Source organism: Citrobacter sp. wls717 (genome assembly GCF_005280955.1).
Classification (GTDB): domain Bacteria; phylum Pseudomonadota; class Gammaproteobacteria; order Enterobacterales; family Enterobacteriaceae; genus Citrobacter; species Citrobacter werkmanii.
In genome coordinates this window covers 1-23,921 of the sequence record NZ_SZWW01000038.1, presented here as the reverse complement: position 1 = coordinate 23,921, position 23,921 = coordinate 1, and the positions used below count along the sequence as shown (strand labels likewise).

Here is a 23,921-nt window from a genome sequence, read left to right as displayed (position 1 = left end):
TACAGGCGACCCAGCAACAGGTAAGTGATCTGCTTTGCGTATGCAAAAGCGGGCGAGATTCTATACTCAAACGGCTGGTACATCAATCAAAAGTACAATTAACCGCGTAATTCATGTGCCCGGCGAAAGCGACCTTCATAATCGAAGACCTTTTCACGCACCTGCCAGTACTGACCTTTCATGCGCGCAACCACGAAATCAGGATGGCGTAACAGCGCCTGCTGGGCGAGGATATCGGCGGCGGTTATCCAGCGTAAGGGAATACCGGGGGTACGGGTGTGCGGGCGAATAAACAGTTGTTCGAATGCCGTACGCTGCGCGGGAGTGTGTAGACGAAAGCGTTCGCTGACGTCGGCTCCGTCTTCATCGTAATAGGTGATTTTTAGCCATTCGCCTTTTTCATCCTGGCCATTTTGTAACACCATACCGCTACAGCGCAGGACCAGCGCATCTTTTAGCCTCAACGCCGCTTTCAGCATATCATCCGGGTCGACCAGCACCGTATCGCATTCACGGCAGCGGCGGGCGGCAATGTCATTTTCCGCGTTGCACTGCGGGCAATTTTTAAAACGGAAACGGAAGTCGCACTGTTCGCGATGACCGTCATCATCTTCAAACCATCCCTGGCAGCGGCGACCAAAGTGTTCAATCAGCGTGCCGTCAGCCGTTGTTTTGCCCCAGAAGGTGTTGGCAAATCCGCAGGCAGGGCAGAACACCTGCACCGGCACGTTGTCGCTTTTTCCCTTCGGCGCGCCCACTTCCGGGGCGTACAGATCGTGGGGATTACCCGCGTAATCGAGGATCAGACAGTCGGTTTTACCTGGGGCAAGGCGCAGTCCGCGACCAACAATTTGTTGGTACAGGCTGACTGATTCCGTCGGGCGGAGAATGGCGATAAGGTCGACGTGTGGGGCATCGAAGCCGGTAGTCAGGACCGACACATTCACCAGAAAACGAAAGCGCTGGGCTTTAAACTCTTCAATCAGTGCGTCACGCTCCGCGCCTGGCGTATCTCCGGTAATAAGCGCGGCATCGTCAGCAGGCAGCAGGCCCAGAATTTCTTTGGCGTGTTCAACGGTGGCGGCGAAAATCATCACCCCTTTGCGCGTCTGGGCAAACTCAATAATCTGGCTGATGATATGCGGCGTGATTCGCTGCTGCTTTTTTAATTCCCGATTAAGGTCCGCCTCGCTGAACAGGCCGTTACTTTGTGCCTGCAGGCGGCTGAAGTCATACTGCACGACCGGCATGTCGAGGCGTTCCGGCGGCGTCAGGTAGCCGTGTTTAATCATATAGCGCAGCGGTAATTCATAAATGCAGTCGCGAAACAGCGCTTTTTCATCGCCGCGCACCATTCCGTGATAATGAAAGTGGTAAATCCAGCCTTTACCCAGACGAAAAGGCGTGGCGGTAAGCCCCAGCAGGCGTAAATGGGGATTGACGTTGGTCAGGTGAGTGAGGATTTGCTGATACTGACTCTCTTCATCATCACCGATGCGGTGACATTCATCGACGATAAGCAGGGAAAACTCTCCCTGAAAGGCATCCAGATTACGCGCCACCGACTGTACGCTGCCAAATACCACTTTTCCGTGGCTCTCTTTACGCTTCAGCCCGGCGGCAAAAATATCGGCCTCCAGCCCCAACGCGCAATATTTGGCGTGGTTTTGCGCGACCAGCTCTTTGACGTGCGCCAGTACCAGCACGCGACCACGCGCCACGCGGGCCAGTTCCGCTATCACCAGGCTTTTGCCTGCGCCGGTTGGCAGGACGATAACCGCCGGCGTGCGGTGGTGGCGAAAATGGTTGAGCGTGGCGTCCACGGCTTCTTGTTGGTACGGGCGAAGAGTAAAAATCATGGGCTCACTAAGGTAAACAGTAACAATGAATAGTATGCCATGAATCATTTCCCTTGAGGGATGGTGTAACGCCGCTATACTGGGCGGATAACAGTCCCACTTTTCGGGCGCAAACCCGATTCTCGTATTTTTACAGGCAAAAATCACACTCATGCGACTTGATAAATTTATCGCTCAGCAACTCGGCGTCAGCCGCGCTATTGCCGGGCGTGAGATCCGTGCTAACCGCGTTACCGTCGACGGTGAAATCGTCAGAAATAGCGCCTTTAAGCTGCTGCCAGAACATGACGTCGAATATGACGGCAATTCCCTGATTCAACAGAATGGCCCGCGCTATTTTATGCTGAATAAGCCGCAGGGCTATGTTTGTTCAACGGATGATCCGGATCACCCGACGGTTCTTTATTTCCTCGATGAACCCGTCGCACACAAATTACATGCGGCAGGCCGTCTGGATATCGACACCACCGGACTGGTGCTGATGACCGATGACGGACAGTGGTCGCATCGCATCACTTCGCCACGTCACCATTGTGAGAAGACCTATCTGGTGACGCTGGAATCGCCAGTGGCGGATGATACCGCCGGGCAGTTTGCCCGGGGCGTACAACTGCATAACGAAAAAGACCTGACAAAGCCGGCCGTGCTGGAAGTCATTACGCCAACTCAGGTGCGATTGACCATCAGCGAAGGGCGCTATCATCAGGTGAAACGCATGTTCGCCGCCGTGGGGAACCACGTTGTAGAACTGCACCGTGAACGGATCGGCGCCATCAAGCTTGATGATGACCTTGAGCCTGGCGAATACCGTCCATTAACTGAAGAAGAAATTGCCAGCGTTAACTTAACCCCGCGTTAATCTCAGGAGCTAAATGTGACCACCCGGCAGAACTCGTCAATTGCCATTGTCTTTATCCTTGGCTTGTTAGCCATGCTGATGCCGTTGTCGATTGATATGTATCTTCCGGCGCTGCCTGTTATCTCTGAACAGTTTGGTGTGCCTGCCGGTAGCGCGCAGATGACCCTCAGTACCTATATTTTAGGTTTTGCGGTGGGGCAGTTGCTGTATGGTCCAATGGCAGACAGCATTGGGCGTAAGCCGGTAATACTGGGCGGAACGCTGGTGTTTGCGGCGGCGGCAGTTGCCTGTGCGCTGGCGCAAACTATCGATCAACTGATCATAATGCGTTTCTTCCATGGTCTGGCGGCTGCGGCGGCGAGCGTGGTTATCAACGCCCTGATGCGCGATATCTATCCGAAGGAAGAGTTCTCGCGCATGATGTCATTCGTCATGTTGGTCACCACGATAGCGCCATTGCTGGCGCCCATTGTGGGCGGCTGGGTGCTGGTATGGCTGAGCTGGCACTATATCTTTTGGATCCTCGCCGTGGCGGCTATTCTGGCTTCAGTGATGATCTTTACGCTGATCAAAGAAACATTGCCCGTAGAGCGTCGCCAGCCGTTTCGCTTGCGCACTACTCTTGGCAACTTTGCCTCGTTGTTTCGTCATAAGCGCGTACTGAGCTATATGCTGGCCAGCGGGTTCAGCTTTGCCGGAATGTTTTCTTTCCTTAGCGCCGGGCCTTTTGTCTACATTGAGATTAACCATGTTTCACCGCAGCATTTCGGTTACTACTTCGCGCTGAATATTGTTTTCCTGTTCGTGATGACCATCATCAACAGCCGCTTTGTTCGCCGGGTTGGGGCATTGAATATGTTCCGTGCGGGGCTGTGGATCCAGTTTGTGATGGCGGGCTGGATGGTTTTCAGTGCGCTGTTCGGGGTAGGTTTTTGGGCGCTGGTGGTGGGCGTGGCGGCATTTGTCGGCTGCGTGTCGATGGTGTCATCTAACGCGATGGCGGTCATCCTGGATGAATTCCCGCACATGGCGGGAACGGCATCATCTTTGGCGGGGACGTTCAGATTTGGCATTGGCGCTATTGTTGGGGCACTGTTGTCACTGGCGACCTTTAACTCGGCCTGGCCGATGATTTGGTCGATAGCGTTTTGCGCCACCAGCTCTATTCTCTTCTATCTCTACGCCAGTCGCGCTAAAAAACGGTGATCTAATACACAACCTGGAGGTCATAAGGCCTCCAGAGTTGATGTATATCAACCGCAAATCTATCAATTCTCCTGCTTATGTTTATTTTATGTAAAATCAATTTATGTAAAAAGTCACATCATTGTAGTTAAAAAGGTTGAGTTAGATCGCAGAAACGAGTACATATAGCCCGGAAATTTGCCAGAACCATTGAATAAATTTAAATACCTGGTTCGGAAAGCAGCATATGGACATGGGTGTAAACGTTTACCAACTGTTTAAAGACGTTTTGTCAATGATGTGTTAATATTGATGTAAAATAATTGTGAAGTGATTGTGCTTCCAGGGAAAGAAAGTGATGACATTACAACTCTCAATCGTTCATCGTCTGCCGCAGTGCTATCGTTGGTCGGTGGGTTTCGCAGGTTCGAAAGTTGAACCGATTCCGCAAAACGGCCAGAGCAATGAGAACAGCCTGGTGGCGCTCAAATTGCTCAGCCCGGATGGTGATAGCGCGTGGTCAGTCATGCATAAACTCAGCCAGGCCCTCAGTGACATTGAGGTTCCTTGTTCCGTTCTGGAATGCGAAGGGGAGCCGTGCCTGTTTGTGAATCGTCAGGATGAGTTTGCTGCGACCTGCAGACTGAAAAATTTCGGCGTGGCAATCGCAGAACCTTTTTCAAATAACAATCCGTTTTGAGCGTCAGCTTAGCGCGAGCAGCTGACGCGTATAGGCCTGTTGTGGCGCGTTAAATACGTGCTCGCATTGCCCCTGTTCAACAACTTCTCCCTGCCTTAGCACAATAACCTGATGGCACAACGCGCGTACGACATGCAAATCATGGCTGATAAAAATATAGGCCAGACGATGCTTTTCCTGTAAGGACTTTAACAACATCAGGATTTGCGCCTGTACGGTCCTGTCGAGTGAGGATGTCGGCTCATCCAGAATGATCAGCGAAGGTTTTAGAATCAACGCCCGGGCAATGGCTATGCGTTGACGTTGACCTCCGGAAAACTCTGCGGGATAACGATGTCGCGTTTCGCTATCCAGCCCCACTTCCGTCATGACCGCTTTCACCTGCGCTTCACGTTGTTCGGCAGTAAGTGTCGGTTGATGGACGCGTAGTCCCTCCTCAATAATTTGTAGCACGCTTAAACGTGGGTTTAGCGAGGAGTTAGGATCCTGAAATACCACCTGAATGCGGTGACGTACGGGTAACAGCTGGCGATGATTTAAGGTATGCAACGCCTGGCCATCGAACACAATACTCCCCTGCGATGTGATTAGCCTCAGTAGCGCCAGCCCGGTGGTGCTTTTCCCGGAACCTGACTCACCGACCAGCCCCAGCGTTTCACCGGGCCGCAGGGAAAAACTGACGTCGTTGACCACGACGTTATGGTCTACTACGCGCTTCAGAATACCTTTGCGGACAGGGAAGGCGACGCGGAGTTTTTCCACTTCCAGCAAGGGAGCTTGCCCTACAGGTAAGGGGACCGGGTCACCGGAAGGTTCGCTGTTTAACAATTTCTGCGTGTACGGATGCGAGGGCGCAGAGAGCAGTTGTGCGGCACGATTTTGCTCAACGCACAGGCCGTTTTGCATGACCGCCATGGTATCGGCCAGCTTTTTCACAATGCTGAGGTTATGGGTGATGAACAGTAATCCCATGTTCAGCTCTCGCTGTAACTCCCGCAGCAGTTGCAGAATCTGCGCCTGGACGGAGACATCCAGCGCGGTGGTGGGTTCATCGGCAATCAGCAGTTCTGGCCGCGTTAGCAGCGCCATGGCGATCATCACACGTTGGCGCTCACCGCCGGACAACTGGTGCGGGTAATCTGCGAGACGTTTGGCCGCCTGACGGATCCCGACGCGGTCCAGACAGGTTAGAATCTCTGCCCGGGCGGCCTCGCGACGCATTCCCCGATGCAGCGATAGCACCTCGTAAAGCTGTTTTTCCAGGTTGTGAAGCGGGTTCAGTGACACCATCGGCTCCTGGAAAATCATGGCGATTTTGTTCCCTCGTACGCCGCGAAGCGTCTGCTCGTCGGCGTGAAGCAATGATTCACCATGGAAGCGAATATCACCGGCAAGATAGACCGCAGGAGGGGACGGTAATAAGCGCAGAATAGAAAGCGCGGTCACACTTTTCCCTGAGCCAGATTCGCCCACCAGCGCCAGCGTTTGCCCGGCATCAACCCGCAATGAGAGAGTGTTGACCACGGTGCGCACACTCTCCTGGTGGCGAAAACCTACCGATAAATTCTCAATAGCTAACAGAGGTTGTGTCATTTTAAATCGCCTTATTGGGATCAAACGCGTCGCGTACCGCTTCACCAATAAAGATCAGTAGCGATAAAAGCAGGGCAACGGAGATGAACGCAGTGATCCCAAGCCACGGCGCCTGCAGGTTATTTTTACCTTGTAACAGGAGTTCTCCCAACGATGGCGAGCCAAGCGGTAAGCCGAATCCGAGGAAATCCAGCGAGGTCAGGGTGGTTATCGAGGCGCATAATATAAACGGTAAAAAAGTCAGAGCGGCGACCATCGCGTTGGGTAGCATATGACGCAGAATAATACTGCGATCGCTCACGCCGAGCGCCTGCGCGGCACGAATGTAATCAAAGTTTCGGGTACGTAAAAATTCCGCACGCACCACGCCAACCAGACTCATCCAGCCAAACAGCACGGTAATGCCCAGCAGCCACCAGAAGTTGGGCTGGACCACGCTCGACAGCAGAATGATCAGAAACAGCGTTGGCATACCAGACCAAACCTCAATGAATCGCTGCCCCCACAGGTCCACCTTGCCGCCATAATAGCCCTGAATAGCGCCAGCCATGATGCCCATCACGCTGGAACACAGGGTCAGCATTAAACCAAACAGGACCGAGATACGCGTGCCGTAGAGGATACGCGCCAACACGTCGCCGCCGTTGGCGTCCGTCCCCAGCCAGTTTTGCGCAGAAGGTGGGGAAGGGAAGGGCTTATCAGTGGCAAAGTTAATGCTGGTGGCCCCAAAGCGTACGGGCGCCCACAGGATCCAGCCCTGCTTCTCCAGGCGCTGCTGTAGCCAGGGATCCTGATAATCAGCTTTGGTCGCCAGTGGTCCGCCAAAGTCGCTTTCACTGTAGTTTTTGAACAAAGGGAAATACCAACTGCTGTCATAGCGCACCAGCAGCGGCTTATCGTTGGCAATCAGTTCGGAACACAGGCTAAGGCCAAACAACACCAGAAAAATCCACAGCGACCAGTAGCCGCGGCGGTTATGACGAAAACGCGCCCAGCGGGCCTGATTGACGGGGCTTAATCGCGACATTAGCGTCCCTCAAAATCAATACGGGGATCGACCAGCGTATAGCTGATATCACTGAGAATATTCAGCAGCAGTCCGATCAGGGTGAAGATATAGAGCGTGCCAAACATCACCGGGTAGTCGCGTGATACGGTGGATTCATACCCCAGTAACCCCAGTCCGTTAAGCGAGAACATGACTTCAATCAGCAGCGAGCCGGTAAAAAACATGCTGATAAACGTTGCCGGGAAACCTGCTATCACCAGTAACATCGCGTTGCGAAACACATGTTTCCATAGAATATTTTTCTCGCTTACCCCTTTGGCGCGCGCGGTGACGACATACTGTTTGCGGACTTCATCCAGAAATGAGTTTTTAGTCAGCATGGTCAGCGCGGCAAACCCGCCAACCACCGTCGCCAGCACCGGCAGGGTAATATGCCACAGGTAGTCGGTTATTTTTTGATACCAGGGCAGAGAATCAAAGTTGGCGGAAACCAGCCCGCGCAGCGGGAACAGATCGTAGTAGCTTCCCCCGGCAAAAAAGACGATCAGCAAAATCGCAAACAGAAAGGCCGGTATGGCATAGCCGATAATAATGAATGCGCTGCTCCACACATCAAATCGGCTGCCATTGTGCACCGCTTTACGGATACCTAGCGGGATCGACACCAGATAAATGATGAGTGTGCTCCACAGCCCAAGCGTAACGGAAACGGGCAGGCTGTCTTTGATAAGCGTCAGCACCGAAGCGCTACGAAACAGGCTGTCGCCGAAATCGAAACGAATGTAGTCCCAGAGCATTTTGAAATAACGTTCGTGAATGGGTTTATCGAACCCGTAGCGGCGGGTGATTTCTGCAATTACTTCCGGGTCAAGACCGCGGCCTCCGCGATAATTGCTGTCGCTGATGTTACCCACGCCGGTTTGCGCGTGGCTGGCGCGAACGCCTTCGCTGCCCGCGCCGGGTAAAGCGCCACTTTGCCCGAACTCAATAGCGGCGACGGCCTGCTCAACCGGACCGCCGGGGGCAATTTGCACGATAAAAAAGTTGATGGTGATGATGGCCCAGAGCGTCGGGATCACCAGCAGCAGACGTCGAATCAGATAAGCGCCCATTTACTCTCCCTGTCGTCTGGCTGCGGGTAGCTTCGCCGCTTTGTTGACGTCATACCACCAGTTGTCGAGGCCGATGGTGTAAATTGGGCGAATAGCAGGATGTGAAAATTTGTCCCACCAGGCGATACGATCCTCGGCCATGTACCACATCGGCAACATGTAGTAGTTCCAGGTTAATACCCTGTCCAGCGCCCGTCCCAGCGGGATCAGTTTGGCTTTATCACCTTGCGCCGCGATGATTTGATTGATCAATTTATCAATCACCGGGCTTTGCACGCCGGGCGCATTGTAGCTGGAATCAATGTATTCAGAGGCCCACAGAATTTGCAGGTCCGAACTCGGCCACGGCATCGCGCGATACAACCTCGGCATCATGTCATAGTCGCGACTGCGCAGGCGGTTCGTGATTTGCGAATTATCAACCTGGCGGATGTTCATGGTGATGCCTAAGCGCTGCAGGTTGTGCTGGAACGGCAGTACCCACTGGCTGTTACTGCCCGCCGGGAGCAACAGTTCGAAGCTCAGGGGTTTACCGCTGGCGCTGTTCACGCGCAGTTGTCCCTTTAGTATCCAGCCAGCCTGTTCCAGTAAGGTATTGGCTTTCAATAAGTTGTCACGATCGTAACCATCACCTGTTGATTTTGGCGGCTGATAAATTTGGCTGAAGACCTCAGGGGGGAGATCTTTTTTCAATGGCGCGAGTATCACCAGTTCATCCGCATCGGGGTAATTTTTTGCGGCATACTCGGTATTCTGAAAATAGCTGTTTGTCCGGCTCCAGGCGTTATAGAACAGGGCTTTATTCATCCATTCAAAATCAAAGGCCAGCGTGATGGCTTCACGTACGCGTCGATCGCTGAATACCGGACGCTGAATATTAAAGGCCAGCCAACGCGTATCCTGTGCGGATTCGTTTTTTTGCTCATCTTTGATGATGTAATGATTTGCGAAATTTTTGCCGGTATAACGTGTCGCCCAGTTTTTGGCATCGTTCTCCAGACGCAGATCAAACGCCCCGGCCTTAAACGCTTCAAAGGCGACGTTGTCATCAAGATAGTAATCGTAGCGGATGGTATCAAAGTTCCAGCGTCCGCGGTTAACGGGCAGGTTCGCGGCCCAATAATCTTTGACCCGCGAATAGACAATATACTGGCCCATTTTCCACTGGGTGATACGGTACGGGCCGCTGGCAAGCGGTGGGGAAGATAAGGGATCGCTGAGTTTATGATCCTTCCAGTATTTCTCAGGCATCACGGGTAATGAAAACAGGCTGAGCATATCCTCTTTGCCCGGTTTGGCTAATTCAATACGCACGGTTAACGGTGCAATGGCTTTTACCGTTGTGCCTTTGTAGACGAGGCGAAACTGCGGCACGCCTTCAGTCATAAATTTGTGAAAGGTGAAGGCGACATCGCTGGCGGTAATGGGGGAGCCATCGTGAAAACGCGCCCGTGGATTAATGACGATTTCTACCCAGGAATAGTCGTCAGCATAGCGCGCGCTGTCGGCAATGAGCGGGTAATAGCTGCCAGGCTCGTCGTCAGAGGTGGTAAAAAGCGTATCGTACAGCGTTTCGGTGCGCGCGCCGGGATTGCCACGCATTGCATAGCGGTTGAAGTTATCGAACGTACCAATCGCGGAGAGGGTGATTTGCCCGCCTTTGGGCGCGGCTGGGTTAACGTAATCAAAGTGGTTAAAGTTAAACGCGTACTTCGGTTCGCCCAGTACGGCAAACGCATAGCTTTCTTTGATGGATTGCGCCTGAACGCTAAACCCGATGAGGGCGATAAACAGCAGCAGTAGGCGAGGGATCATATAAAAGCGCTTTCCTTTTCCTGTCACAACCCGACGGGCATCATGCCTGAGAGATAAGGGGTGTGGCGGCGAGTAAGAGTATATGAATCGCAAACTGCGATCACCACGTTGGCTTATTGGGCTGCGCCATCCAACGCACGAAATCAGCAAGCTTTAACGGTCGGCTAATCCAGTATCCCTGGAAAAAATGTACTCCACGATCGCGCAGCCAACGAGCTTGCTCAGGTGTTTCTACCCCTTCAGCAACCGTCAGCATATTAAGACGCTTAGAGAGTGTCAACACGGCGTCCAGAACCGGAGAGGTCAGGGTTTCTGTGCCGATGGCGTTAATAAACCCGCGATCGATTTTCAGGTAGTCAACGGTGAAGCGTTCCAGATAGATAAGCGCGCTATGACCGGTGCCGAAATCATCAATAGCAATTTCAAAGCCAACAGAGTGTAGCCATTCGAATAGCTGTGTCGCCTCGTGTTGATTAAGCATATCGCGTTCAGTGATTTCCAGCACTAACTGAAAATGGTTCGCGGGAAGCGAGGCGCGCAGCCGTCGAATGTCATCTTTAAAACTCTCGCCGTGCAGGTGCGTTGGTGCGATGTTAATCCCCAGTTTGGCGCCAGCAGGAAACACTTTTTGCAGCGTCGGGGCGTCCTGCGCTATTAACTTAAAGAGGTGTTGGGTCAGCGGGACAATCATTTTCTGCGATTCTGCATAATGAATGAAGGCATCCGGTGGGATCTCACCCGTTGATGGATGATGCCAACGTAATAACACCTCAACACCTTTTACCTCCAGCGTTTGCATCTCTACGACGGGCTGGTACACCACATAAAATTGATTATGTTTGATGGCGTGGAGGATATCTTTACCAGGGCGTAACCGGACAGTGAAGATGTAATACCAGAGGAGAACCCCGGTGATAATCCCGGCCATACATCCCAACATAATCGCGTACCAGATGTCGTTGTACGTCCACTCTTGCGCATACAAACGAATCTTCAGCGGTACCTCTTTAAGCGTCGCCTGGCGCCATGGCGTGTTAGGCAGCGCAGAGACGTCCATAATTCGGGATGAAAATGTTGAAATAGCCGTGTCGCCAGCAATAACGGCAATACCATTAAAATTATCCTCGCGGGCGGTATAAAGCAGATAGGGCGCCAGGTTGATATTCAATGAAGAAAATACACCGCTGTTATGGAACGAGCGATTGCGGTGCCAAATCATTATTGCTGGTTTATCCGGCATCATGGGCGTCCCGGAAAGTATTTCCACATCAACATCTTTGTTGATATTAAGCTTCGGGATCAGCGACAAAATGGGGGCGTTCATTGCGCCTGTTGCGGAGGAGCAAAAAGCAATACCGTCTTTTACCAGCAAAAAAGCGCGAACGTTGAGGTTAAAAGCCGCACTGGAGGTAAGTTTTGCAGCGACTTGCTGGCAGTTCTTTTCCAGCAGGGGTTGAAGCGCATCTGTGGTGGTTTTGAGATCTGCAAAGTAACTACTGACATAATTCTGGATATCGGCAAGCAGCGTTTCGTACTTAACCTCTCGCTTATGCCAGGTAACCAAAAATTGCAGGGTACTCACCAGCAATGCGACGATAAGCCCCGTTAACATACAGGAAAGCAGGATTTTCCGACCGGATGAAGAGCTGCGTCTGAACATAGTTCCTTATGTTTACCTGTAGTAACCGCTTATTCTGTATGAATATAACCTGAAATGGTCCATGCTGTGAGATTTTTCTTAGTCGAGAGGCGAAACAAAAAAGCACCGCCGAAGCAGTGCTTTTGATATGTCTCATCAGGATAGCCAAGGGATAGCTGCCAAACGAAATTAACTGCGGCTCAGAACCCGGCGAGCTTCGTTGTAACGTTTTTTCCAGTAAGGCTCGTTCATGCTGGAAATGATAACGCCACTGCTGGTCGAGGCATGAACAAACTGGTTGTTGCCGATATAGATACCGACGTGGCGGCCTGTGGAGCCAGCACGGAACAGAACCAGATCGCCTGTGCGCAGATTAGTACGCGAAACGGATTTACCCGTTTCCTGTTGTTCGTAGGTTGAGCGCGGAAGCTCTAAACCAAACTGCTCACGGAACGTACGCTGTACGAAGCTGGAGCAATCAATACCTTTTTTGGTGCTGCCGCCAAGGCGGTAACGCACGCCTTTCCAGTCAGCATACTGATCCATAATACGTGATTTAACATCGATATTACGGACCATATTTTCAAATTCATCCTGAGAGGCTTGCAGTGAAGAGTTATCTCCATTGCCCACAGCATGCGTCTCAGAATGCATATTCCTGGCGGTGTTCGTGGTACTACATGCGGAAAGCAGAACCGCAACTGCTATCGCGGGTATGCCCCGCAAGATATATCTCAAAATCGGTTGAGATTTGACCATTTTGTTTGTTTTCCCTTGAAGTCCTTAACGATAAATATCGTTATAAAAAATGCCAAACGTGACGAGACTAATTACCATCGCACGATGAGACAATTCCTTAAGGTCAAATCTGTGGCAGAACGCACAAATTTATTCAGAAAGGGAATAATTGTCCCGCGAGGCAAAACGAGTTCGAGGTTACCCGATCGCCCCAGTCATTGCGAGAGATTTTATGTGATTTCTTATAAGAAAAATTGATACAGAAAGTGAATAAACGGCATTGGCTAAATTAAGAACAATTAGCGTAAAAAATATGCAAGCCATTCATTCTAAACATGAATAAGATGACAGGAGAATGACAATCAGAATGATGGAATATCGGTCGTCATCATCAGGGAATCAGAAGTTTCCCTGATGATGTTAATTGTTTTGCGTTATTTGTTTGAAAATTGTTTGTTTTTGCCGGGCAGATAATTCACAAACAGCGTGACCAGACGATCGCTTAATGGCGTCATTAGCCACCAGGGTAAGCCAATCAGTACAACCGTCATGGAGCCGACCACGATATCGGTGAGCCAGTGAGCGCCGATCATTACGCGTGGAAAGGCAAAAACCACAGCGATAATAAGGCCGATTATGCCTGCAACTTTTCCGAAATAACGCAGCATAAATGCGGAAAAAATAAGCAGCATCATACCGTGATCGCCAGGAAAACTGTCTCTGGAGGCATCTTTGGTTGGAATATGCAGCAGTTCGCTGACGCGATAAATATTATCCAGCATCAGAGTAGGGCTGGCGCGTTTAACCGGAATAAGCGCCTGGCCCAACTGATTTAATACCACTGCGGTGAGCAGCATCACCAGACCAATAGCCACAATACGCCGGCGACCTTCCACCGTATCCTTCAGCCAAAAGTGCAGCATCAGTGCGCCCATAGCCAACAACGAGCAGCCATCAAATGCCCGGTTATTGGTGATCGCAACAATCCACAGAAACAGCGGGCTTTCAACCAGCTTCTGATTGAAGAAACGGAAGACGCCCGTATCCAGTGAGGACCAGAACCCGTGCCCGGCGGGAATATACCAGGACAGAAACAGCGCTATACCGGCAATATTGAGCAGTATAATAAGAGGGTATCGGGTTTTCATCGTTGTTTACCATTGCTATAAAACGAAGGCAACCTTACGCGCTACCGTCTAAACGAAGTCTCAACAATGCGCTCTGTAACGTATTCCAGTCGGTGTCGGTATCGGAGATGAGTTCAATACGGCTATCCGGCGGAGCGACGTTTTGCGTCTCAATATGCCAGTCGTCTCCCTGACGGTTAATGCGCACCAGCCCCTCTTTGATACGCATTACACCTTTTACACGCCCTACGGGTGCAAGGCGCGACCATTCCAGCAGGCCGATGGTATCGAACACCGTATCGGCGTCAAAGATCCAGCCGCAGGCCTGATGACCCTGACCGCTGTTCAGGCTGCGACGCCAACGCTGTTGTGCGGGCAAACTTAACGCCGCCAGCCCTTTTTTGTCAGCATGACTATGGGCGTGCTCAGCGCTTGCGGGAAGCTGCGCCAGGTTTAGTCGGGGCAAATCCAGTAATTGACCGGCAATATTTCCATGATCGGCATGGACCAGTTGGCGATTGCCGCCATAGTGCTGCCACCAGGTTTGCAGGGCGTTTTCGCTTTCCGTTGTGGCGCGGTCGGCTTTGTTGGCGACGATGATATCGGCGGCAGCCAGTTGATCGCGGAAATTGTCATTGGCGACGCTTTTTTCATCCAGTAGCTGGCGAGGATCAAGAATACAAAGGGTCGCGCGCAAATCGATCCACGGTTCGTAAACCGGAGCGGTAAGTAAATCCAGAATCTGTTTGGGATGTCCGAGACCGGTAGGTTCAATGAGCAGTCGGTCAGGTTTTCCCTGACGCAATAATGTATTGAGGCCAACCTGCATTGGCAGACCGTTAACACAGCACATACAGCCGCCGGGGATCTCTTTTAGCAATGCGCCGCTGTCGGCTAACAGGGCACCATCAATACCGACTTCGCCAAACTCATTGACCAGTACGGCCCACTTCTCTGCGGGATCTTTGTTTGCCAATAAATGAAGAATAGAGGTGGTTTTGCCACTGCCGAGAAAACCGGTGATGAGATTGGTTTTAGTCACATTTACTCCAGAATCATAAATTGCCGTAATGGCATTTAACAATCCTGGCGAAAAACGGGGAAAAAGAGAAGGGGTGAGAGGACGAAGACGCGCTTCGTCCTGATTAATGGCAGAAATCGTTAACTTTTTAACGTCTCAATGACAGCCTGATGCGCCCCATATTGGGCAATACGTTGCCAGGCGAGCTGAATGGCCGCAACAAACTGCGGATTCTGTACCAGATCGGTGGCGAAAATCTCATGCAGAGATAGCAGGGCGCTGACGCGTTCTGAGTCTGTACTCTGCTTCACAAGCGCGCTGATTTTCTCGCTCAATGGATCACGAATATCAATGGCCGCACCTGAATCATCCACTCCGCTCACGTAACGCATCCAGCTTGCGACGCCGAGCGCCAGCAGCGGCCACTCGCTGCGCCGTGCTAAATGTACGCGGATCCCTTCCAGCATACGCTGGGGTAATTTTTGGCTACCATCCATCGCGATTTGCCAGGTTTTATGCTTCAACGCCGGGTTGGCAAAGCGTTCCAGCAGGCTAGCGGCATACTGGTCTAAATCAACATCGGTGATTTGCAGGGTAGGCGCCTGTTCGTTGAGCATCAGACGGTAGGCGGCTTCACGAAAAGCGCTGTCCTGCATGCAGTCGCTGATGTGCTGAAACCCGGCCAGATAGCCGAGATACGCGAGAAACGAATGACTACCGTTCAGCATTCGCAATTTCATTTGTTCCCACGGCAGAACGTTTTCAACCATTTGTACGCCGGCGGTTTCCCACTGCGGACGACCACACACAAAATTGTCTTCAATCACCCACTGAATAAAGGGCTCACAGCTGATTGCGCAGGGATCGGCCACCCCCAACTCGCGGGCGATTTCAGCCAGTGACTCTTCGGTGGCGGCAGGAACAATCCTGTCCACCATGGTACCCGGGAAGCTGACATGTTCCTGGATCCAGTGGGCCAGCTCAGGTGAGCGTTTCTCCGCCATTCCCAGTACGGCGTTTTTTACCACATGGCCATTATCCGGGATATTATCGCAGGAGAGGACGGTAAAAGGTTGCAGCCCGCGTTCACGTCGGCGGTGCAGCGCTTCAACAATAATGCCGGGTGCGGAATGTGGCTCAGCCGGAGTCTGTAGATCATGAATAATGCGTGGATGAGAAAGATCCAGCGAGCCTGTTGCCGGATCGATGCAGTAGCCTTTTTCCGTAATCGTTAACGAGACAATCGCCACCTGAGGTTCACAGAATTTTTCGATAATGGCCGCCAGCGAATCCAGCGTGGCGTTCAGACATTCTTTGACGGAGCCGATAACAATCGGTTGGTTGCCATTCGCCCCTTTTTCTAACACGGTAAATAAATGATCCTGCTCGCGAAGCTGACTCATTAGTCGATCGCCGCTGAACAGACTTATCTCACAAATTCCCCAGTCCCCACCCTGTGTATTCAGTACCCGATCGGTCAGTAATGCCTGATGGGCGCGGTGAAAAGCACCGAAACCAAAATGCACAATCCGCGTTTTTAATTGTTGGCGATCGTACTGCGGCATCATGACATTTTTCGCGAGCGGCACTGAGGCAATAGTTTTCATTCAATACACCTGATTAACCATTAATTAACAATGGCAGTATAAAGTTATATGACAGCAAATTGAATTGGTGTGCCTCATTTATCCGGGTAATGTGAGCTGGATCAACCAATCATTGCGGATTCGTTGATCCTTCTGCAGATGCCTGTATGGTAGTCGTCATTCAGTGAGTCTAATTTGGTATAACAACTTGTGAGGTGAAACCATGGAACAAACCTGGCGTTGGTACGGACCTAACGATCCAGTATCGCTTGATGATGTGCGTCAGGCTGGCGCAACGGGTGTTGTGACCGCCTTGCACCACATTGCCAACGGCGAAGTCTGGCCGGTTGAAGAGATTAAAAAGCGGCAGGCTATTCTGGCTGAAAAAGGGCTGACCTGGTCAGTGGTGGAAAGTATCCCCGTCCACGAAGATATCAAAACGCACTCTGGTCAATATCAAACGTGGATTGCTAACTATCAGCAGAGTATCCGTAATCTGGCGACCTGCGGCATCGATACCGTGTGCTATAACTTCATGCCGATCCTCGACTGGACGCGTACTGACCTCGAATATCAGTTGCCGGACGGCTCCAAAGCGCTGCGTTTTGACCAGATCGCTTTTGCTGCCTTTGAGTTGCATATCCTCAAACGTTCAGGGGCTGAAGCGGATTACACCCCGGAAGAACAACGCCAGGCGCTGGACTATTTCAATGCCATGAGCGAGGCCGATATTGAAAAACTGACGCGCAATATCATCGCAGGTCTGCCCGGTGCCGAAGAGGGGTATACCCTGGATCAGTTCCGTGCGCGCCTTGCTGAATATGACGGCATCAGCAAAGACGACTTGCGCAATAACATGGCGGTATTCCTGCGGGCGATAGTGCCAGTGGCAGAAGAAGTCGGCGTGCGTCTGGCCGTACACCCGGACGATCCGCCGCGTCCGATCCTTGGCCTGCCGCGCATCGTTTCGACCATCGAAGATATGCAGTGGCTGAAAGACACCGTCGACAGCATCAATAACGGTTTCACCATGTGCACCGGCTCCTACGGCGTACGCGCCGATAACGATCTGGTGAAAATGATTGAAACCTTTGGTGATCGTATTCACTTCACGCATCTGCGTTCAACTTGCCGTGAAGATAACCCGAAAACCTTCCACGAAGGTGCGCATTTGCAGGGCGATGTGGATATGGTATCGGTGGTGGCGGCGATTCTGAGCGAAGAGCAGCGTCGTAAAAAGGCGGGCGATCTGCGTCCAATCCCGATGCGCCCCGATCACGGGCACCAGATGCTTGATGATTTGCATAAAAAAACCAACCCGGGCTACTCTGCGATTGGTCGTCTGAAAGGACTGGCGGAAGTCCGTGGCGTTGAGCTGGCGCTGAAACAAACACAGTTCCGCGATCTGCTGTAAGGCGAACAACAGGGATTGAGCGGCAGGCTCGATCCCTGTAATCCATTAAGGCTGCGATAGCGCCTGCTCCAGTACCGCCAGGACTCTTTTTATCTGCTGTAACTGCAATCCACCAAATCCAAAAAACATAACTGCGTCGCTGTTCTCTTCACGCCATGCGGCTTCTGAGCCATTTTCTATATCTGGTAACGTATCGAAACGAATCCCGGCCAGCAGGCAGCGTTGTTGTAGCCTGGCGATAATTTCGGGGGACCAGGCAATGCGTAATGAGAGGTGCAGACCTGCCGTTGCGCCAGCGATTTTCCCTTCGGGAAACAGTGCGGATAGGCCGTCGCGTAATAGCGTAAGACGTGCCGCATAATTGCAGGCCAGCTTGCTGATATGCGTATAAAACACCTGATTTTGCATTAATTCGGCCAAAAATTGCTGCAACAACCACTGGCTCCCGTTGTTGTTGAGCGCTTTCATATTCTGTACGGCCGGAAGCAGTTCGTCAGGGCAAATGAGATAGCCAAGACGTCCTCCTGGTCCCAATGTTTTGGAAAATGTCCCTATATAGATAACCCGGTTGTGATAATCCATGGCTTTCAGCGCGGGAAGGGGATTTTCTCCATAGGTAAAAACGGCATCGTAATCGTCTTCAATAATGTAAGCGCCGACGCGCTGCGCCCATGTTAATAATGCCTGACGCCGCTCCAGTGACAGGACGCTACCCAGCGGATACTGATGCGCTGGAGTAACATAACAAAGCTGGGTAGCATATTCCGGTAAATTATCTGTTTGCAGTCCGTGGTTATCGACAGCAATTGGCGTAATGTCTGCGCCGTAATAATTAAACAGATGCCAGGCCCCCGAATAACAAGGGGACTCGGTTACAATATGGCACTTTTTTTGCTGACTGAAAGTATGATGGTTAATAAAGAGTTGACTGAGCAGTGACAGTCCTTCCTGAATCCCGTTAGTAATAATGATGTTCTCTGCTCGAGTATTAATACCGCGAGATAAATTAAGGTATCTGACCAATTGTTCACGCAGTGAAAATAATCCATTTGGTGAATGATATCGGGTGAATAATTGTTCCTTGAGGACGCTGGGGGCGTTATTCCATTTGCGCCAGCTTGACCAGGGAAAAGCATTGGGATCGGGAACGCTCATTTGGCAATAGCACTCTCGCCCAGGCTCTGCATAAACATCGGTGGGGATCCCAGCCGCTTTAGGTTTCATCGGCGGGGAACCCTGCGCGACGGGCACGATTGCTGGCGTTGTGCGTACAGGTGTGGTGAAGATGACCTCGTAGCCGATACCTTGTCGACTCTTAATTAATCCCGCGGCCATGAGCTTATCATAGGCCATCACGACCGTTATTTTGGCAACGTTTAATACCTGTGCCTGCTCGCGAATAGAGGGAAGTTTATCTCCACAAAGCAAATCACCGCGCTGAATGGCCTGGAAATAAAATTGAAATATCTGCAATTGCAGCGGGGTACGGCTTTCTCGATCGAGAGTCAGTGTTAGCATGAGGAATTCCTTATGTATATATACGCACTATATTACGAGCTTCTCTTCTTTACGTTTTGATGCACCTCATAGAGTAGATGCTGTTCCTATAAGCTGCTTTTACTGTCTCTATTTTTGATTTTTATGATCGCTTAGCGTGTCGCTATTAAAAAAATGGAGGCAAGCATGTCGTGGATAAGAAAGAACGCACTGTGGTGCGCATTCGTCGGGGCAGTAGCAATGGCCCTTGCAATTTGGGGGACGTGGCAAGGCGTTCATTACACCAGTACCACCGAATTTTGTTTATCGTGTCACTCGATGCGCACACCAGGAGAGGAATATAAAACCAGCGTGCATTTTCGCAATGCTTCTGGCGTGCGTGCTGAGTGTAAGGATTGTCATATTCCGCCAGGGATCGTCCCGACGCTGGTTCGTAAAACGGAAGCCTTAAACGACCTCTACCACACCTTTATCTCTCCTTCGATTGATACCCCGGAAAAATTTGCCGCAAAACGAGCGGAATTGGCCCAGCGAGAGTGGGCGCGAATGAGCGCTAACCATTCGGCGGCATGTAAATCTTGCCACAGCTATGAGGCGATGGATCACGGCAAACAATCTGCGAATGCGGCGGCGCAAATGACCGCGGCGGCGGCAAAAGACAGCAACTGTATTGATTGCCATAAAGGTATTGCCCATCACAAACCCGATATGAGCAGGGGTTTCCGCGATCGCTATAAGCAGTTGCAGCAGCAGGGAGCGTCTTTATCGAATGCGAGCACGCTGTTCTCGTTAAGCGAAAAAGCATTGACGCCAACGGCCGGAAGCCCCGCAGGTAAAGCGCTGTTATTTCCTGCCACCGAGGTCAAAGTGCTGAAAAAAGAGGGCAGCAACGTGCAGCTTGAACTGACGGGCTGGCGTGAAAGCAAAGGACGCGGGCGGGTGATAACCCAGTATATGGGTAAGCGTGTGTTCTCGGCCGTGCTTGATGACGCCTTGATGGCGAACGTAAAAGTACTACAAACCCAGGTCGATCCTGACTCACACCAGCAATGGCAGCAGGTGAGCGTGACCGCCTGGACCTCCGCCCAGGGGCTTATCAGCAATATTGCACCGATCTGGGAATATTCGGATCAAATGCTGCAATCCACCTGTAGCGCCTGTCATAGCACTCCTCCTACGACCCGATATACCGCCAACGGCTGGATCGCCGGATTGAAAGCGATGTCCACCTATTACCGACTGAATCCGGTGGAAGAACGTACGTTGTTGAAATACCTCCAGACCCATGCCAGCGATGTGTCTGAACCTAACAAAAATTAAGGAAAATATATGGATATTCATGAATTTAACCCGTCTCGCCGCCGTTTTCTGAGCGGTATGCTAGCGGTGGGCGCGGCCAGTGCGCTGGCGCCGAATCCGCTGATATCAAAAGTATGGGCAGCGGGAGAAAACCCCGCACAGTGGATTCAATCCGGTTCGCATTTTGGCGCTTTTGAAGCCAAGGTTGTCAACGGCGAGTGGACAGAAACCCGGCCTTTCAAACATGACAAATACCCTTGCGATATGCTGAACGCGGTGCGTGAAGTGGTCTATAACCCGTCGCGGGTACGTTATCCAATGGTTCGTCTGGACTGGTTACGTAAACGCGAGAAATCGGATCGCAGCCAGCGCGGAGATAATCGTTTTGTGCGGGTAAGTTGGGATCAGGCGCTGGATCTGTTTTACGAAGAGCTGGAACGGGTACAAAAAACCTACGGCTCATCGGGGGTATTTACCGGGCTGGCCGACTGGCAAATGGTAGGGAAATACCATAAAGCGGGCGGGGCGATGGACAGAGGGCTTGGTCTGCATGGTAGCTATGTGACGACCGTTGGCGACTACTCTGCAGCAGCTGCGCAGGTTATCTTGCCGCATGTGATTGGTTCGCTGGAAGTTTATGAACAGCAAACGTCACTGCCGCTGGTTATTCAGAACAGTAATACCATCGTGCTGTGGGGATGCGATCCGATCAAAAACTTGCAGATCGAGTTCCTGGTTCCCGATCACGATGCGTTTGGCTACTGGCAACAGATTAAAGAAGCGGTTGCGCAGGGTAAAATGCGCGTTATCAGCGTCGATCCAGTGCGTAGCAAATCGCAAAACTACCTTGGCTGTGAACAACTGGCGCTACGACCACAAACCGATGTCGCGTTAATGCTGGCACTCGCCCATACGCTGTATGAAGAAAAACTGTATGACACGGCGTTTATTAACGATTACACCGTGGGTTTTGAGCAGTTTTTGCCCTATCTGCTTGGGGAGAGTGATAAGCAGCCGAAAAATGCCGAATGGGCAGCGCAAATCTGTGGCCTGACGGCGGAGCAGATCCGTGATTTCGCCCGCCTGCTGGTCAAAGGCCGGACCCAATTTATGGGCGGTTGGTGCGTACAACGCATGCATCATGGCGAACAGTATCCCTGGATGCTGGTGGTGCTGGCCAGTATGGTTGGGCAAATTGGCTTGCCGGGCGGCGGCGTAGGGTTTGGCTGGCATTACAACGGCGGTGGTACGGTGACATCCACCGGACCTGTACTGTCCGGGCTGGGAGGGATCGCGAATCCTCCACCGGCGAAGTATAAAGCGGATTTTCGCGGCGCATCGGAGCATATCCCCACCTCACGCATCGTTGACTGCCTGCTGGAGCCGGGCAAAAAGGTTGCCTTTAACGGCGAAACGTTAACCTGGCCTGATATTAAAATGGCGATCTACAGCGCGGCGAATCCATTCCATGCGCAGCAGGATCGTAATCGCATGATCAAGGCATGGAAGAAGCTGGAAACCGTGGTGGTATTGGATCATCAATGGACCGCGTCGTGTCGATTTGCCGATATCGTCCTGCCTGTTACCACCCGCTTTGAACGTAACGATATTGAACAGTTTGGTACGCATTCGAACAAAGGGCTGATGGCCCTGCATCAGATTGTTAAACCGCAATATGAAGCGCGGCATGATTTTGACGTTTTTGCCGGATTATGTAAGCGCTTTGATAAAGAGGCGGTGTACCGCGAGAACCGTGATGAAATGCAGTGGATACAGGCGCTCTACGACGAAGGTGTGAAGATGGGCGCGTCGCTCGGTGTCTCCTTACCGGACTTTACTACGTTCTGGCAGGGCGAAGGATACATTGAATATCCGGCCGGACAGCCGTGGGTGCGTCACGGTGAGTTTCGCGACCAACCAGATCTTAATCCCCTGGGAACGCCGTCAGGTCTGATTGAAATCTACAGTAAAACCATTGCTGGCTTTGCTTACGAGGATTGTCCCGGTCATCCGGTATGGATGGAACCGTTTGAACGTAATCATTCCGCTAAAAAAAATAAATATCCGCTGCATCTGCAATCCTGCCATCCGGATAAACGTCTGCACTCACAGTTGTGCTCGAGCGAGGCGTTTCGCAATACCTATGCGGTTACCGGAAGAGAACCGCTTTATATCAGCGCGCAGGATGCCACTGCCCGTGGTCTGAAAGCAGGTGATATCGCTCGCGTCTTCAATGACCGTGGTCAGGTGCTGGCTGGGGTGGTGATTAGCCCGGATTTTACCCCTGGCGTAATCCGCATTCATGAAGGGGCCTGGTATTCCCCGCAGGAGGGTGGAAAAGCCGGGACGTTATGCACTTATGGCGACCCGAATGTCCTGAGCGCCGATATTGGTACTTCACAGCTGGCGCAAGGCCCTTCAGCGCATACCGTGCTGGTGGAGGTCGAACGTTATCAGCAGAAAAAAGCGCCACCGGTAACGGCATTCGGCGGCCCGGAGACAGTAAAAGAGGAGGGGGGAAGTGCAGCATAACCAAATACATCAGCAGCGGGTGGACATGTACCAGTGGTTCTCGCAATTGCTGTTCCGTGAGCTGGACGAAAAGCAACTTGCCAGCCTTGAAAACGACGATAATCGGGCGTGGATTGTCTCACTGGCGGCGATTCCTGGATTGTCTGGCAAGGTTAAGCATTTTGAGCGTAGTCTGACCCGGATTTTACGCCGTGATTCCCGACAGCTGGAACTCGCCGCGGATTTTGCCTCGCTGTTTCTGCTGGCGCCGCCTGGCGGAGTCTCTCCCTATGCAGGGCACTATCCGCATACGACCGCGTCAGCAGAACGTCAGCAAATGAATGTGCTGCTGATCGAACACGGTCTGACCGCGCGGGAAAATGAGCCATCCGATCATATCGCCATTCAACTGGCATTGATGGCGAAGATGATTGCTAAAGAGGAGGCGGTATCTGCGCAGTATTACTTTTTGCATCACCATATGATGTGCTGGGCGCCATTGCTACGCGATGCCTGCCTGGCGCGAGATGAACAGGGGTTTTACCCGCAGGCGGTCAATCTGATAGTGAGTTTTATGCGCGAGGATGAACAGTATCTGGAATCGCTGTTAATGGATGATTTTTATCTCAGCAGTCAGCGCTGAAAATAAAAAGGGACAGCTGGTGCTGTAATGCCAGCCAGTCAGCGCCTCAGTTTCAGAAAGTATCAACCTGTACTGGCGGAGGTAAAGAACATGCTATCTCGGAGAAAGCGTTCCGTTCACCTCATGCTCATTGCTTCTCTTAAGCATTGGTTCATGTGAACGTGTAAAGGGCGTTCTCCGCCACGCCCTTTACAATCCCGGCTCCCGGCGGGAAAATTGCCACTTCGTGGTTCCCTCCGCTTTTTCCTTCAGGCTTCCGGGCCGGGCGCGAGGTAGCGTCCCTGTAAAGCGCGCCCTGAGCCAGCATCCATGCT

Annotated in this window: 18 protein-coding genes; 7 read left to right on the top strand and 11 right to left on the bottom strand. The window is 51.9% G+C overall.

Annotated features, from left to right (window positions below):
• Nucleotides 1–98: 98 nt before the first annotated feature.
• The gene (locus FDX09_RS18405; RefSeq protein WP_137347668.1) at nucleotides 99–1,859 is read right to left on the bottom strand and encodes a DEAD/DEAH box helicase; all 1,761 of its coding nucleotides are present in this window, start codon (nucleotides 1,857–1,859) and stop codon (nucleotides 99–101) included.
• 151 nt (nucleotides 1,860–2,010) lie between these two features.
• On the opposite strand from FDX09_RS18405, the gene rsuA reads away from it, so the two are divergent.
• The 3 genes from rsuA (at nucleotide 2,011) to FDX09_RS18385 (ending at nucleotide 4,603) form a co-directional block, all read left to right on the top strand.
• Nucleotides 2,011–2,718: a 16S rRNA pseudouridine(516) synthase RsuA gene (gene rsuA, locus FDX09_RS18400; protein WP_137347667.1), complete on the top strand. Its 708-nt coding sequence runs from the start codon at nucleotides 2,011–2,013 to the stop codon at nucleotides 2,716–2,718.
• Nucleotides 2,719–2,733: 15 nt separating this feature from the next.
• Nucleotides 2,734–3,924: a Bcr/CflA family multidrug efflux MFS transporter gene (locus tag FDX09_RS18395; protein WP_042307254.1), complete on the top strand. Its 1,191-nt coding sequence runs from the start codon at nucleotides 2,734–2,736 to the stop codon at nucleotides 3,922–3,924.
• A gap of 334 nt (nucleotides 3,925–4,258) precedes the next feature.
• Entirely contained in the window at nucleotides 4,259–4,603 is a 345-nt protein-coding gene (locus FDX09_RS18385) for a YejG family protein (RefSeq protein WP_029139605.1), read from the top strand.
• A gap of 3 nt (nucleotides 4,604–4,606) precedes the next feature.
• On the opposite strand, the gene yejF is transcribed toward FDX09_RS18385, so the two are convergent.
• The 9 genes from yejF to FDX09_RS18340 all read right to left on the bottom strand — a co-directional run bounded on the left by yejF (nucleotide 4,607) and on the right by FDX09_RS18340 (nucleotide 16,264).
• Complete coding sequence (yejF, locus tag FDX09_RS18380) at nucleotides 4,607–6,196, bottom strand: microcin C ABC transporter ATP-binding protein YejF (RefSeq protein WP_137347666.1); 1,590 nt, start codon at nucleotides 6,194–6,196, stop codon at nucleotides 4,607–4,609.
• A 1-nt stretch (nucleotide 6,197) separates the two neighbouring features.
• Nucleotides 6,198–7,223, bottom strand: coding sequence for an ABC transporter permease (locus FDX09_RS18375; RefSeq protein ID WP_061382084.1), 1,026 nt, complete (start codon nucleotides 7,221–7,223; stop codon nucleotides 6,198–6,200).
• Nucleotides 7,223–8,317, bottom strand: a complete 1,095-nt coding sequence (locus tag FDX09_RS18370; protein WP_038642053.1) for a microcin C ABC transporter permease YejB — start codon at nucleotides 8,315–8,317, stop codon at nucleotides 7,223–7,225. Before FDX09_RS18370 ends, FDX09_RS18375 begins: the two co-directional genes overlap by 1 nt.
• Nucleotides 8,318–10,132: an extracellular solute-binding protein gene (locus FDX09_RS18365; protein ID WP_137347665.1), complete on the bottom strand. Its 1,815-nt coding sequence runs from the start codon at nucleotides 10,130–10,132 to the stop codon at nucleotides 8,318–8,320.
• Between the two features lie 100 nt (nucleotides 10,133–10,232).
• Nucleotides 10,233–11,792 (bottom strand): cyclic di-GMP phosphodiesterase, encoded by a 1,560-nt coding sequence (locus tag FDX09_RS18360; RefSeq protein ID WP_087857389.1) that lies wholly within the window; start codon nucleotides 11,790–11,792, stop codon nucleotides 10,233–10,235.
• A 168-nt stretch (nucleotides 11,793–11,960) separates the two neighbouring features.
• The gene (mepS, locus tag FDX09_RS18355) at nucleotides 11,961–12,530 is read right to left on the bottom strand and encodes a bifunctional murein DD-endopeptidase/murein LD-carboxypeptidase (protein WP_003027474.1); all 570 of its coding nucleotides are present in this window, start codon (nucleotides 12,528–12,530) and stop codon (nucleotides 11,961–11,963) included.
• Nucleotides 12,531–12,943: 413 nt separating this feature from the next.
• On the bottom strand, nucleotides 12,944–13,657 hold the full coding sequence (locus FDX09_RS18350; RefSeq protein ID WP_137347664.1) for a phosphatase PAP2 family protein: 714 nt from the start codon (nucleotides 13,655–13,657) through the stop codon (nucleotides 12,944–12,946).
• A gap of 34 nt (nucleotides 13,658–13,691) precedes the next feature.
• Nucleotides 13,692–14,678 carry a GTP-binding protein gene (locus FDX09_RS18345; RefSeq protein ID WP_069323434.1) on the bottom strand — a complete coding sequence of 329 codons (987 nt, stop codon included), beginning with the start codon at nucleotides 14,676–14,678 and terminating at the stop codon, nucleotides 13,692–13,694.
• A 119-nt stretch (nucleotides 14,679–14,797) separates the two neighbouring features.
• Complete coding sequence (locus FDX09_RS18340; protein ID WP_121529291.1) at nucleotides 14,798–16,264, bottom strand: mannitol dehydrogenase family protein; 1,467 nt, start codon at nucleotides 16,262–16,264, stop codon at nucleotides 14,798–14,800.
• 202 nt (nucleotides 16,265–16,466) lie between these two features.
• Here FDX09_RS18340 and uxuA point away from each other — a divergent pair, with 202 nt between their 5' ends.
• A complete protein-coding gene (gene uxuA, locus FDX09_RS18335) occupies nucleotides 16,467–17,657 on the top strand; it encodes a mannonate dehydratase (protein ID WP_038642040.1) in 1,191 nt (396 codons plus the stop codon).
• 45 nt (nucleotides 17,658–17,702) lie between these two features.
• Here uxuA and FDX09_RS18330 read toward each other — a convergent pair whose 3' ends face one another.
• Nucleotides 17,703–19,175, bottom strand: a complete 1,473-nt coding sequence (locus FDX09_RS18330) for a PLP-dependent aminotransferase family protein (protein WP_038642037.1) — start codon at nucleotides 19,173–19,175, stop codon at nucleotides 17,703–17,705.
• 165 nt (nucleotides 19,176–19,340) lie between these two features.
• On the opposite strand from FDX09_RS18330, the gene torC reads away from it, so the two are divergent.
• From torC to torD, 3 genes are read left to right on the top strand one after another with little or no spacing between them, the layout of a single operon-like run.
• Nucleotides 19,341–20,474: a pentaheme c-type cytochrome TorC gene (gene torC, locus FDX09_RS18325; protein ID WP_137347663.1), complete on the top strand. Its 1,134-nt coding sequence runs from the start codon at nucleotides 19,341–19,343 to the stop codon at nucleotides 20,472–20,474.
• 9 nt (nucleotides 20,475–20,483) lie between these two features.
• Complete coding sequence (gene torA / locus FDX09_RS18320) at nucleotides 20,484–22,985, top strand: trimethylamine-N-oxide reductase TorA (protein ID WP_137347662.1); 2,502 nt, start codon at nucleotides 20,484–20,486, stop codon at nucleotides 22,983–22,985.
• Nucleotides 22,975–23,607 carry a molecular chaperone TorD gene (torD, locus tag FDX09_RS18315; RefSeq protein WP_137347661.1) on the top strand — a complete coding sequence of 211 codons (633 nt, stop codon included), beginning with the start codon at nucleotides 22,975–22,977 and terminating at the stop codon, nucleotides 23,605–23,607. Before torA ends, torD begins: the two co-directional genes overlap by 11 nt.
• The last annotated feature ends 314 nt before the right edge of the window (nucleotides 23,608–23,921 follow it).

What these genes read in the sequence shown, in the direction of transcription:
- FDX09_RS18405 (WP_137347668.1), bottom strand. Translation starts at nt 1,859, where the DNA reads ATGATTTTTACTCTTCGCCCGTACCAACAAGAAGCCGTGGACGCCACG.
- rsuA (WP_137347667.1), top strand. Translation starts at nt 2,011, where the DNA reads ATGCGACTTGATAAATTTATCGCTCAGCAACTCGGCGTCAGCCGCGCT.
- yejF (WP_137347666.1), bottom strand. Translation starts at nt 6,196, where the DNA reads ATGACACAACCTCTGTTAGCTATTGAGAATTTATCGGTAGGTTTTCGC.
- FDX09_RS18375 (WP_061382084.1), bottom strand. Translation starts at nt 7,223, where the DNA reads ATGTCGCGATTAAGCCCCGTCAATCAGGCCCGCTGGGCGCGTTTTCGT.
- FDX09_RS18370 (WP_038642053.1), bottom strand. Translation starts at nt 8,317, where the DNA reads ATGGGCGCTTATCTGATTCGACGTCTGCTGCTGGTGATCCCGACGCTC.
- FDX09_RS18365 (WP_137347665.1), bottom strand. Translation starts at nt 10,132, where the DNA reads ATGATCCCTCGCCTACTGCTGCTGTTTATCGCCCTCATCGGGTTTAGC.
- FDX09_RS18360 (WP_087857389.1), bottom strand. Translation starts at nt 11,792, where the DNA reads ATGTTCAGACGCAGCTCTTCATCCGGTCGGAAAATCCTGCTTTCCTGT.
- mepS (WP_003027474.1), bottom strand. Translation starts at nt 12,530, where the DNA reads ATGGTCAAATCTCAACCGATTTTGAGATATATCTTGCGGGGCATACCC.
- FDX09_RS18350 (WP_137347664.1), bottom strand. Translation starts at nt 13,657, where the DNA reads ATGAAAACCCGATACCCTCTTATTATACTGCTCAATATTGCCGGTATA.
- FDX09_RS18340 (WP_121529291.1), bottom strand. Translation starts at nt 16,264, where the DNA reads ATGAAAACTATTGCCTCAGTGCCGCTCGCGAAAAATGTCATGATGCCG.
- uxuA (WP_038642040.1), top strand. Translation starts at nt 16,467, where the DNA reads ATGGAACAAACCTGGCGTTGGTACGGACCTAACGATCCAGTATCGCTT.
- FDX09_RS18330 (WP_038642037.1), bottom strand. Translation starts at nt 19,175, where the DNA reads ATGCTAACACTGACTCTCGATCGAGAAAGCCGTACCCCGCTGCAATTG.
- torC (WP_137347663.1), top strand. Translation starts at nt 19,341, where the DNA reads ATGTCGTGGATAAGAAAGAACGCACTGTGGTGCGCATTCGTCGGGGCA.
- torA (WP_137347662.1), top strand. Translation starts at nt 20,484, where the DNA reads ATGGATATTCATGAATTTAACCCGTCTCGCCGCCGTTTTCTGAGCGGT.